The 12,131-nt window shown below is 32.9% G+C and carries 14 protein-coding genes; 13 read left to right on the top strand and 1 reads right to left on the bottom strand.

Annotated features, from left to right (window positions below):
• Positions 1 to 5 precede the first annotated feature (5 nt).
• The 7 genes from ACWNT5_RS06500 (at position 6) to ACWNT5_RS06530 (ending at position 6,020) form a co-directional block, all read left to right on the top strand.
• On the top strand, positions 6 to 335 hold the full coding sequence (locus ACWNT5_RS06500; RefSeq protein ID WP_299609790.1) for a HesB/IscA family protein: 330 nt from the start codon (positions 6 to 8) through the stop codon (positions 333 to 335).
• A gap of 44 nt (positions 336 to 379) precedes the next feature.
• On the top strand, positions 380 to 1,825 hold the full coding sequence (gene sufB, locus ACWNT5_RS06505) for a Fe-S cluster assembly protein SufB (protein WP_456516925.1): 1,446 nt from the start codon (positions 380 to 382) through the stop codon (positions 1,823 to 1,825).
• A gap of 25 nt (positions 1,826 to 1,850) precedes the next feature.
• Positions 1,851 to 2,231, top strand: coding sequence for a hypothetical protein (locus ACWNT5_RS06510; RefSeq protein WP_299609785.1), 381 nt, complete (start codon positions 1,851 to 1,853; stop codon positions 2,229 to 2,231).
• A gap of 52 nt (positions 2,232 to 2,283) precedes the next feature.
• The gene (gene sufC, locus ACWNT5_RS06515) at positions 2,284 to 3,036 is read left to right on the top strand and encodes a Fe-S cluster assembly ATPase SufC (RefSeq protein WP_299609783.1); all 753 of its coding nucleotides are present in this window, start codon (positions 2,284 to 2,286) and stop codon (positions 3,034 to 3,036) included.
• A 2-nt stretch (positions 3,037 to 3,038) separates the two neighbouring features.
• Positions 3,039 to 4,352 carry a Fe-S cluster assembly protein SufD gene (gene sufD / locus ACWNT5_RS06520; RefSeq protein WP_299900284.1) on the top strand — a complete coding sequence of 438 codons (1,314 nt, stop codon included), beginning with the start codon at positions 3,039 to 3,041 and terminating at the stop codon, positions 4,350 to 4,352.
• 127 nt (positions 4,353 to 4,479) lie between these two features.
• Positions 4,480 to 5,043, top strand: coding sequence for a DUF2306 domain-containing protein (locus ACWNT5_RS06525; protein ID WP_456516926.1), 564 nt, complete (start codon positions 4,480 to 4,482; stop codon positions 5,041 to 5,043).
• Positions 5,040 to 6,020: a YARHG domain-containing protein gene (locus ACWNT5_RS06530; RefSeq protein ID WP_456516927.1), complete on the top strand. Its 981-nt coding sequence runs from the start codon at positions 5,040 to 5,042 to the stop codon at positions 6,018 to 6,020. Before ACWNT5_RS06525 ends, ACWNT5_RS06530 begins: the two co-directional genes overlap by 4 nt.
• 56 nt (positions 6,021 to 6,076) lie before the next feature.
• Here ACWNT5_RS06530 and ACWNT5_RS06535 read toward each other — a convergent pair whose 3' ends face one another.
• On the bottom strand, positions 6,077 to 7,429 hold the full coding sequence (locus ACWNT5_RS06535) for a serine hydrolase domain-containing protein (protein ID WP_299609775.1): 1,353 nt from the start codon (positions 7,427 to 7,429) through the stop codon (positions 6,077 to 6,079).
• Positions 7,430 to 7,507: 78 nt separating this feature from the next.
• Between ACWNT5_RS06535 and ACWNT5_RS06540 the strand changes: the two genes are divergently transcribed.
• From ACWNT5_RS06540 to ACWNT5_RS06565, 6 genes are all read left to right on the top strand, one after another.
• On the top strand, positions 7,508 to 8,722 hold the full coding sequence (locus tag ACWNT5_RS06540) for an aminotransferase class V-fold PLP-dependent enzyme (protein WP_299900715.1): 1,215 nt from the start codon (positions 7,508 to 7,510) through the stop codon (positions 8,720 to 8,722).
• A gap of 171 nt (positions 8,723 to 8,893) precedes the next feature.
• The gene (locus ACWNT5_RS06545; RefSeq protein ID WP_456516928.1) at positions 8,894 to 10,033 is read left to right on the top strand and encodes a poly(ethylene terephthalate) hydrolase family protein; all 1,140 of its coding nucleotides are present in this window, start codon (positions 8,894 to 8,896) and stop codon (positions 10,031 to 10,033) included.
• Between the two features lie 256 nt (positions 10,034 to 10,289).
• Positions 10,290 to 10,712: a SufE family protein gene (locus tag ACWNT5_RS06550; RefSeq protein WP_456516929.1), complete on the top strand. Its 423-nt coding sequence runs from the start codon at positions 10,290 to 10,292 to the stop codon at positions 10,710 to 10,712.
• A 52-nt stretch (positions 10,713 to 10,764) separates the two neighbouring features.
• Positions 10,765 to 11,091, top strand: a complete 327-nt coding sequence (locus ACWNT5_RS06555) for an SUF system Fe-S cluster assembly protein (RefSeq protein WP_299609769.1) — start codon at positions 10,765 to 10,767, stop codon at positions 11,089 to 11,091.
• Between the two features lie 46 nt (positions 11,092 to 11,137).
• Positions 11,138 to 11,578, top strand: a complete 441-nt coding sequence (locus ACWNT5_RS06560; protein ID WP_456516930.1) for a PaaI family thioesterase — start codon at positions 11,138 to 11,140, stop codon at positions 11,576 to 11,578.
• Between the two features lie 4 nt (positions 11,579 to 11,582).
• Positions 11,583 to 12,092 carry a DUF2480 family protein gene (locus ACWNT5_RS06565; protein WP_456516931.1) on the top strand — a complete coding sequence of 170 codons (510 nt, stop codon included), beginning with the start codon at positions 11,583 to 11,585 and terminating at the stop codon, positions 12,090 to 12,092.
• Positions 12,093 to 12,131: the final 39 nt, after the last annotated feature.

Below are 12,131 nucleotides of genomic sequence, written 5' to 3' on the forward strand. Positions count from 1 at the left end.
AGAGTATGATTAAGGTATCAGATACAGCTAAAAAGAAAGTCGTAGAGTTGATGACAGATGATGGGTACGATGTTTCTTCCGATTATATTCGAGTAGGCGTTAAAAGTGGCGGATGTTCCGGCTTATCATATGACTTGAAGTTTGATAAAAATCAAGAAGAAGGAGATAAAGTTTTTGAGGATAATGGTGTTAAAATAATTGTCGACAAAAAAAGCTTTTTATATCTCATCGGTACTACATTAGAATATTCCGGAGGACTCAATGGAACCGGATTCGTTTTTAATAACCCAAACGCTAACAGAACTTGCGGTTGTGGAGAAAGTTTTTCCCTTTAAACATTTAAAATTTATCCTATAAGCATTGCTTGGGATTTCGTAAGATGGCATATACTGAAGACGACTTAAAAAAAGAACTAGAGACCAAAGAATACGAGTATGGATTTTATACAGATATAGAATCTGATACATTCCCTGTTGGTTTGAATGAGGATATTGTTCGTGCAATTTCAGAAAAAAAGAATGAACCAGAGTGGATGACCGAATGGCGATTAGAAGCCTTTCGCGTTTGGGAACAAATGGAAGAACCAGAATGGGCTAATGTAAATTACGAGAAGCCTAATTTTCAGGATATCTCCTACTACTCTGCTCCTAATAAAAAACCAAAATATAATAGTCTTGATGAAGTAGATCCAGAACTATTGGATACTTTTAAAAAACTTGGAATTTCTTTAGATGAACAAAAAAAATTAGCTGGTGTAGCAGTAGACATCGTTATGGATTCTGTTTCTGTAGCTACTACGTTTAAAGAAACCCTTGCAGAAAAGGGTATTATATTTTGTTCCATTTCTGAAGCTATACAAGAACATCCGGAACTTGTAAAAAAACATATTGGTACCGTTGTGCCACAAAAAGATAATTTCTACGCGGCATTAAATTCTGCTGTGTTTAGTGATGGATCTTTTTGCTACATTCCTAAAGGAGTTAAGTGTCCTATGGAATTATCTACTTACTTCAGAATTAATCAGGCAGGTACTGGTCAGTTCGAAAGAACTTTAGTGGTAGCTGATGAAGGAAGTTATGTGAGTTATCTAGAAGGTTGTACCGCTCCATCCAGAGATGAAAATCAATTACACGCAGCAGTTGTAGAATTAATAGCATTAGAGGATGCTGAAATTAAATATTCTACCGTTCAAAACTGGTATCCAGGAAATTCTGAAGGAAAAGGTGGTGTATTTAATTTCGTTACCAAACGTGGTATATGTGAAAAGAATGCTAAAATTTCATGGACTCAGGTAGAAACAGGATCTGCTGTAACATGGAAATATCCTTCTTGTGTTCTAAAAGGAGATAATTCTGTTGGAGAATTTTATTCTATTGCTGTGACAAATAATTTTCAGCAAGCAGATACAGGAACGAAAATGATTCATTTAGGAAAAAACACGAAAAGTACCATTATTTCTAAAGGTATCTCGGCTGGAAAATCACAAAATAGCTATCGTGGTTTAGTGCAAATTAATAGCAGAGCTACAAATGCTAGAAATTTTTCTCAATGTGATTCTTTGTTAATGGGCAATGAATGTGGAGCACATACGTTTCCTTATATTGAAGCGAAAAACAAAACCGCTCAAATAGAACACGAAGCGACTACTAGTAAAATTGGTGAAGATCAAATATTTTACTGTAACCAAAGAGGAATCGATACAGAAAAAGCAATTGCTTTAATCGTAAATGGTTTCAGTAAAGAGGTTTTGAACAAATTACCTATGGAATTTGCTGTAGAAGCTCAAAAACTTTTAGAAATTTCTCTAGAAGGTTCTGTTGGATAAAAGTGTAACTAACAAACTCACATAAATGAAAAAATCATTTCTTCTTATCATCTTAAGTCTTTTAATTTTTTCCTGTAAAAACGAAAAATCACAATCCTCAGATGGAGAAACCACTTTAATTCGTGGTGAATTCATACTTATTGATGATGCAGGTGTTATAAAAGGAAAAGACTTTATATATGGTGTGGTTATAGACGATATAGCCAAAGAATTAAACAGTAAAGTAAAACCATTACAAAGAGAAGAATATGACATGGTTCCTGTAGTTGTAAAAGGAATTATAAAAAAGAACGAAGATGATGGTTGGCCAGAGATTGTAGAAATAAAAGAAATCGTTGGTGTAAGTGAACCAACCTCAGAATTACCAACAAAAATAAAATCTTCAGAAACCGCTGGACAAGAATAAGTGGTACTGAAGATATAATGACTAAAAAAACTATTTAAAAGAAAGATACGAAATGTTAGAAATTAAGGATTTACACGCTAGCGTTGAAGATAAAGAAATTTTAAAAGGTCTTAATCTTGAAGTAAAGGCCGGAGAAGTTCACGCAATAATGGGTCCTAATGGTGCTGGAAAAAGTACCTTAGCAAGTATTGTTGCTGGAAAAGAGGAATATGAAGTAACGGAAGGTTCTATTCTTTTAGATGGTGAAGATATAGAAGATTTAGCAGCCGAAGAAAGAGCACATAAAGGTGTATTTCTTTCATTTCAGTATCCTGTAGAGATTCCTGGAGTAACGGTTACTAATTTTATGAAAACCGCTATCAATGAAACCAGAAAGGCTCAAGGATTAGAAGAAATGCCTGCAAAGGATATGCTTAAAAAAATTCGTGAAAAATCAGAATTACTAGACATCGATCGTAAGTTTTTATCTCGTTCACTTAATCAAGGATTCTCTGGAGGAGAAAAGAAACGTAACGAAATTTTCCAGATGGCTATGATGGAACCTAAACTGGCCATTTTGGACGAAACAGATTCTGGACTAGATATCGATGCCTTACGAATTGTAGCGAATGGAGTTAACAAATTGAAAAGTAAAGACAATGCGGTAATTGTTATTACACATTACCAAAGACTGCTTGATTACATCGTTCCTGATTATGTACATGTTTTATACGATGGTAAAATCGTAAAATCAGGAACCAAAGAATTGGCCTTACAATTAGAGGAAAAAGGATACGATTGGATTAAAGAAGAGATAAACGCATAGTTATGGAGCTGAAAGAAAAATTAGTATCTTCTTTTCTTGCTTTTGAAAACACAGTAGATGTTGATGCTCCTGTTCACGATATCAGAAGCCAAGCTATCAAGGTATTCGAAGAAAAGGGATTCCCAACAAAAAAAGAAGAAGCCTGGAAATACACATCGCTAAATGCAATACTAAAACATGATTATAGTATTTTTCCAAAAGAAGAAAATGCGTTAGAATTTAAAGATGTGAAGAAGTATTTTCTTCATGATTTAGATACTTATAAAATTGTATTTATTGATGGTAAGTATTCTTCTCATCTGTCGGAAACTACACATGATAAAATTGATGTGTGTTTAATGTCCTCGGCATTAACTCATGATAAGTATAAACCAGTTATAGATAATTATTTTAATAAAGTAGCTCAAAAAGATGGGTTAACTTCTTTAAATACTGCTTTTTCTAAAGAAGGAGCTTACATCTATATTCCTAAAAATAAGCTAGCAGATAAACCGATTCAAATTATTCACTTCTCTACAGGAAAAGAATCATTACAACTTTTACAACCTCGTAACTTAATAGTTGTTGAAGAGAACTCACATGTACAGATAATAGAGCGTCATCAGAGTTTAACATCCAATCCTGTATTGACTAATTCGGTTACAGAAATCTTTGCTGATAAAAGAGCTATTGTAGACTACTACAAAATTCAAAATGATAATGAGACTGCTTCTTTAATAGACAACACATATATACAGCAGCAAGCTCAAAGTATCGCATCAGTTCATACGTTTGCTTTTGGAGGTAATATAACCCGAAATAATTTAAATTTCTACCAGCAAGGTCAAGGAATAGATTCTATTCTTAATGGAGTTACTATTCTCGAAGGAAAACAACATGTAGATCATAATACCCTAGTACATCATACAGAACCAAATTGTGAAAGTCATCAGGATTATAAAGGAATCTTTGATGAAAAAGCAACAGGTGTATTTAATGGTAAAATCATTGTAAATAAAGAGGCACAAAAAACTAATGCTTTCCAATCTAATAACAATATTTTATTAAGTGATAAAGCAACGATCAACTCTAAACCTCAATTAGAGATTTTTGCAGATGATGTAAAATGTTCTCACGGTTGTACTATTGGTCAATTAGATGAACAAGCATTGTTTTACATGAGATCTAGAGGTATTGGAGAAAAAGAAGCGAGAGCATTGTTGATGTATGCTTTTGCCAATAACGTTTTGGAAAGTGTAAAAATACCTCAACTAAAACAACGAATCAATAAATTAATTGCCAATAAACTAGGAGTAAATATTGGTTTTGATTTATAAAAAATTAAGCTTTTAAAATATGTAACTAAACCTCTTCATATCATTGTTGAGGTTTTTTGTTTTTATGCAGAAAAAAATAACATTTCAAATATCACTATTAGTAGTATATACTTTCTTCTGTATACTAATGTTTCAGATCACTGTACAGTATTTTCCAGTCAACTTTGATGTGGCTTTTTTACGAATTAAACAACAATATATCCATTTTACACATTATAAAATTGCATTTTATATACATGTAACTTTCTCTATATTCTCATTATTTGCTGGATTTACCCAATTTTCCCGATTTATAAGAACTAAGTATAGTCAAGTTCATAAAATTGTAGGTTGGATTTATATAGTATCAATACTCCTGTTAGCTGCTCCCTCTGGTTTAGTGATTGGCTATTATGCCAATGGAGGGTTCTGGTCTCAACTTGCTTTCTGTCTACTAGCAGTAGGTTGGTTTTTGTTTACTTTAAAAGCGTTTGTAGCCTTAAAACAAAATGATTATCAAAAGCATCAAATTTTTATGATCAGAAGTTTTGCCTTAACATTATCTGCAATAACTTTACGTTTCTGGAAATACATCATCGTTCTTGCATTTCAACCAAGACCAATGGATGTATATCAAATTGTTGCCTGGTTAGGTTGGGTATTGAACCTGATAATTGCTGAAATTATTATTTTAAAATATATTAAAAAATGAAACATACGATATTCTTAATATTATCCTTACTTATTATAGCTTGTAAAAAAGAGGTGCAGAAAGAAAAAACGGAAATCACCCCGGTTATCGAAAGTGAGATTGTTAAAGAACAAAATACTTCTATAAAAAAAGAGGAAAAAGAAACTGACGAACAGTATTCTCATAAAAACACAATTTTAGAAAATGTGATGGTTCCTTTTACACCACGTTTTTTCAAAGAAGCCTCCGATCATCAAAACTTATTAGGGTTCTATGTTGGTTATTTTCAGGCTAAAGAATTTAGCAATAAGGCTAAAAACCCTTCATATTCAAATAAAATAAATATTTCTATTAATCATATTACGAAAGATTCCATTTTTGGTCATTCTGTAGTAGCTGGTAACGCACGTCCATTTAAAGGTCTTATTAGATTTAAAACGAAAATTTTTGTAGAGGCTACAGAACCTGGAGACGATAAATATGATGGACAGTTTGATTTTACTATTTATCCAGATGAAGAAAAAATTATTGGAAGATGGTACGCAAACAATAAGGATTTGGCGGTTACTGTAAGGGAATATACACTCAATAAAAGGAAATTTATTTATAATGCAGAATCAAACTTATCTTTTGATATTGACTATGATTATAACTTAGCTCTATATGACTCTCAAGATGATGAAAATGGAGAATTAGAAGCTATCAGTTCTAAAGTAATTGGAGAACTTAACGCCTCCATTAAGGAACTAACTAATACTGATGTCGAAAATCTTAATAAGGGAGAGTTAGAAGTACTTAGAAATTTAATTTATGCCCGACATGGGTACTCCTTCAAAAATCGCAAAATGCGCTACTTTTTTGATAGCAATATTGATTGGTATATTCCTGTATCTACCGATATTAGAGGTACACTAACAGATCTAGAAAAGAAAAATATCGATCTTATCAAGCGTTATGAGCAACATGCAGAACGATACTACGACTACTTTGGTCGATAGAACACTATCAACATAGAACCTCTTCATTTTTAGAAGAGGTTTTTTGTTTAAAACCATTATTTTATTGCATCATTGATGTCTCGTAGAAATGCATTAAAATCTACACCTGCGTCTCCAACAAGTCCAAAACGAACGATGACTAAATCCTTAGACGGAATTATAAAAACTCGTTGTCCCTGAAAACCATTAGCAGAATACATATCTCTGGGAGCATCCTGATAAAACCCTCCAGAATTTAACCAAAAATGACCTCCATAATCACCTTCAGAAGTAGGAGTCGGAGTAGTCACATAATCCACCCATTCTGGATTAAAAATTTGTTCTCCGTTCCAGTTTCCTCTATGTAGGTATAGCAATCCAAATTTTGCCCAATCCCTTGGTGTACCCCAGGCATAAGATGAACCTACATAATTTCCGGCCATGTCCGTTTCTATTAACATAGAGTGCATTCCTATTTTGTCTATAAATTCGCGATACGGAAAATCAAGATATTCTTGATAACTATCAAATTGCTGTCTAAGAATACCTGATAATAAATTAGAAACTCCAGAAGAATAATACCAAAACTCATTAGGCTTATGGATCGCTTTTTTGAAAATTTGAGGTTTCGTCATATCCTCATCCAAGTATAGCATTGTTGTTGCATCCGATATAGACCCATAATCCTCATCCCAAGCTAAACCACAATTCATCTGTAACAAATTATTAATGGTAATTTTTTTTCTATCATCATTTTGCCATTCTTTTATTGGTGCTCTATCAGCTATGTTTATTTTACCTTGCTTTTGTAAGATTCCAAAGTTAGTTGCTAAAATACTTTTAGTCATAGACCATCCTAAAAGCACCGAATTTTTGTCATATCCTTCGGCATATTTTTCTTCAATGATCTGGTCTTTATAAAGAACTATTACTGCTCGGGTTTTCTTAATACTTTCATCTTGTCTATCAAATACTGTAGCAACCGAACTTTTTATTTTGTTATAATCAACGTTAGCAAAAACTGTATCATTCTGAGGTAGGTTTCCATACGGAAAAGGCAAATTCGTCTTTAACATGGTTCTTTTTGGCTTTTTATACGGTGCATCTATATCAAACCCATCATTAATCAATACGCTTCCTAATCCTTCTCTATAGATAGCTTTTCTTTGATTTAATCCAAAAACAGAAGCAATAGCAGATTTTTCATTGGTATCTACTTCATCTTCAGCCAAATGAACCGGAGCAAAATTATTATCATTGCTATCTGTAAACTCTACAGAACGATTTCCTATAAAAACAGAAGAAGCCATATTTTTGGCAGAATATCCGGAAAGTATGGTAAGCTTAGGATAATTCCAAAAACCCGCAATCAGAATAAGCCCAACCAATCCAATAAATATAAAACCTAAAATCTTTTTAAATCTTTTCATTGTGTGAAGTGTTAAATCCTTTTAAAAATAAGCAATATCACTTAGAAATAGTTCCTATTTTTGCAGAAAGAAATTGATATGTTTGATGTACAGAAAATACGACAAGATTTTCCTATTTTAGATAGAGAAGTAAACGGAAAACCGCTTGTATATTTTGATAATGCCGCCACCTCACAAACTCCTCAAATAGTGATTGATGCCATAGTGGATTATTATAGTAATTACAATGCTAATATCCACAGAGGCGTGCACACATTATCACAGGAAGCTACGGATGCTTATGAAATTGCTCGTAAAAAAGTACAAGAACATTTTAATGCAAAACATTCTTACGAAATTATATTAACCTCTGGAACTACCCATAGTATTAATATCGTAGCTACTGGTTTTTCCAGCTTACTAAAAGAAGGTGATGAAATCATCGTTTCTGCTTTAGAACACCATTCTAATATCGTTCCATGGCAAATGCTTTGTGAAAGAACTGGAGCTGTTCTTAAGGTGATACCAATGAATGAAGAAGGAGAACTTTTGATGGATGCTTATGATCAATTGTTATCAGAAAGAACCAAATTGGTTTTTACGAATCATATTTCTAATGCGTTAGGAACCATTAATCCTATTGAAGAAATAATAGAAAAAGCCCATGAGGTTGGAGCGGCGGTATTAATAGATGGCGCACAATCTTGTCCACATATCAAGCCAGATGTTCAAAAACTAAATGTTGATTTTTATGTAGCCTCTGCGCATAAGCTTTGTGGACCTACTGGTGTTGGTTTATTATACGGAAAAGAAGAGTGGCTTAATAAATTACCTCCTTACCAAGGTGGTGGAGAAATGATTGATCAAGTTACGTTCGAGAAAACAACCTACGCTGGTCTTCCTCACAAATTCGAAGCTGGAACACCTAATATTTGCGGAGGTATTGCCTTTGGGGTGGCTTTAGATTATATGAATAGCATTGGTTTTGAAGCTATTGCACAATACGAAAAAGAACTACTAGACTACGGTACAAGTAAACTTCTTGAAATCGAAGGTTTAAAAATCTATGGAACTTCTAAACATAAAACTTCGGTAATTTCCTTTAATGTTGGTGATATCCACCCGTATGATATTGGTTCTATTGTGGATAAATTGGGTGTAGCAGTACGTACCGGTCACCATTGTGCACAACCCATTATGGATTTTTATAAGATACCAGGAACCATTAGAGCTTCATTTTCTTTCTACAATACAAAAGAAGAAATCGATATTCTTGTAGAGGCTGTTAAAAAAGCAAAAATGATGCTATCGTAAGTATCATTTCTTAAACTAATGAATGTTAGTTAGTTACTGTTAAAATTTGTTAATTTTTATTGTTTTTCAACACTTAAAATGCTGGTTTTCAGCATAAAAAAGTGTTTATTATGCTTGCATAGTAAAATTTTTCAGGATAGTTTTATCTCACTAACCAAAAAATAAACAATCATGAAAAATTTAGTACTCATAATTTTCTCATTACTCTTTTTATCCTCAGGTCTAGTAGCACAAGAATATACTATTGGGTTTAGTTCTAAAACTTTTAGAGATGCAGATCGAAGAAATAGAAGAGTAAATGCTCGGATCTACTACCCTATCTCCAATAACACTTCGCAATCGGTAAATGAGCAATTTCCTGTTATTGTTCTTGGACATGGTTTCATTATGGGCTCTGATGCTTATCAGAATTTTTATGATACTTTAGTTCCTCAAGGATATATTGTAGTATTTGTTAATACTGAAGGTTCTATTTTTGCAAATCATATAGCGTATTCCGAAGATTTAGCGTTTATGGTAAACGCTATTCAGCAAGAAAATGATAATTCTAGTTCCGTATTATACCAATCCGTTGCAGATAAAACTGCATTAATCGGTCATTCTATGGGTGGTGGAGCTGCCACAGTGGCAGCGTCATTGGTTGAAGTAGAAACACTGGTTACTTTCGCTCCAGCTCAGTTACGTTTCGATACCTTAACTCCTGCATCTGAAGTTACAGAAGATGCCATTGTTTTTTCTGGAAGTGGAGATGCAGTTACTCCTGCTAATGAAGATCATATCCCAATTTACAATAGTTTAGGTGCTAATTGTAAATACTTCATTAATATTTTAGGTGGTGCACATTGTTATTATGCAAACAGTAATTTTGCGTGCGACTTTGGAGAAAACTCTTCTTCAGGAAATATCCAAATAACAAGAGAAGAACAACAAGAAATCGTATTTGGTTATCTTAATTCTTGGTTTGCTTACAAGTTAAAAAGTGATATCTCCGCACAAGAACAGTTTATAAGTGACTTATCATCCGATGCTATTGATTATGAAAATGGATGTTTAGAAAATAATCAGGCAACGATTATAGATCAAAACCCTACGGTTGTAATTTCTCCTAACCCTACAACTCAAAAAATAACAATCGGAACCAAAAATTCGAACGCGTTCGAAAAAGTTGAATTTTATAATCAACAAGGAATTCTTATACATACATCTTATAATAAAGAAACGTATACTTCTCAGATACAATCAGGTAATTATATCTTAAAAATCTTTACCAAAAAAGGTATTACAACGAAGCAATTGGTTGTTAAAAATTGAATTGTTTTCATTTTAATTTGATTAACGGTGACCCAAATGGTATACATCTGTATATCGTTTGGGTTTATTAGTATTGCGTTATGAGAAAACCTGTGAAAGAATCTTCTAAATTTCAAAAAAACTTCTTTTATTACTATCCTCTTTCTCAAAAATCAATCTCGCAAAGTAAACCAAATAGTTAATACTATCTTATGATTAACCGAAAGTGTTGAATAGCAAGGATTCTTGTTGTATTTTTGTAAAAAATTGTAGGAATATGTCTATACAAAAACTTCAGGAAGAGATTGTTGATGAATTTAGCATGTTTGATGATTGGATGCAACGCTACGAATACATGATTGATCTTGGTAAATCCCTTCCTCTGATAGAAGAAAAATATAAAATCGATGAAAATATCATCAAAGGATGCCAAAGCAAAGTATGGGTTCATGCAGAAATGAAAGATGAAAAAATAGAATTCACCGCAGATAGTGATGCTATCATTACCAAAGGTATCATTGCCATTCTGATTAGAGTTTTTTCTGGTCAGCATCCAAAGGATATTATTGAGGCAAACACCGCTTTTATCGATGAGATTGGACTAAAAGAACACTTATCACCTACCAGAGCCAACGGATTGGTAAGCATGATTAAGCAATTAAAAATGTATGCTGTAGCATATCAAACTCAGTTAAATTAATTCGTCTTCTATTAATTAAGTTTATTTAGAAAAAGACGACTAAAAATATACTATGAGCGAAACCCATATAGATACCGCAGAACTAGGAGAAAAAATCGTAAGAGTGCTTAAAACAATCTACGATCCAGAGATTCCTGTTGATATATACGAACTTGGATTAATATATGATGTGTTTGTGAATGAAGATAATGATGTAAAAATCCTTATGACATTAACTTCTCCAAATTGTCCAGTTGCAGAATCTTTACCAGAAGAGGTTAGAGAAAAAGTAAAATCATTAGATGCAGTTAATGATGTAGAGTTAGAACTCACTTTTGAGCCAACATGGTCTCAGGATTTAATGAGTGAAGAGGCAAAATTAGAATTAGGAATGCTGTAAGTAAGCTTCAAAAACCATTCTTTCGCATAGCTGATATACAGTAAAAATGAATCTGGAGCATTATCGTAAATTAGAAAAGATGTATTTGAATGCAAATATCAATACGGACATCTTTGATACCACAACAGTTAAGATTTCTGAAGGAATATCAGAAATTGGACTGACTATATCCGATAAATATTTTCACGCACTAGGTGCAATTCATGGTTCTGTTTACTTCAAATTATTAGATGATGCAGCGTTTTTTTCTGTAAATTCAATTGTTGAAGATGCTTTTGTACTAACCACATCCTTCAATATAAATTTAGTGCGCCCTGCAAACAAAGGAGATATTAAAGCTATTGGAAAAATAAAATTCCGATCTCAAAATCTTTATGTTGCAGAATCCGTATTATATAACGAAGATGGCAAAGAAATAGGTTTTGGAACTGGCAATTTTGCCAAAAGTAAAATAGCCCTTACCGAAAAAATAGGATATAAAATCTAATACCATGGCAGAAGAAATCATTAATAGAGTTGCAAATAACAAAAATCTTATTACCATTGATCTTGAGGATTACTATCCAGCAGGAGATCGAGTAGTATTTGATATAAAGGATTGGCTTTATGAAGGTTTTATTCTTCGCGAAAAGGAATTTAGACAGCAAGTTTCCGAACATGATTGGAGTCAATACCAGAACGCATATGTGGCACTACATTGTTCTAGTGATGCTATTATTCCTGGATGGGCATATTTATTACTCACTACCAAGTTAACTCCGTTTGCCAAACATGTTGTAGTAGGATCATTAAAAGACCTGGAGACTATACTCTTTTCTGATATTGTTCGTACACTTGATATCTCAGCATATCAGGATAAGCTATTAATCATAAAAGGTTGTGCAAATAAGCCTATTCCTGAAAACGCTTACATACAACTTATCCAAAAACTACAACCAATTGCTAAAAGTATTATGTACGGTGAAGCATGCTCTTCTGTACCTCTTTTTAAAAGAAAATAACAACTTCATCGTTAAAAAGTGCTTTTTATCGAAAATTCA

The sequence above is a fragment of the Aquimarina sp. 433 genome (genome assembly GCF_054054605.1).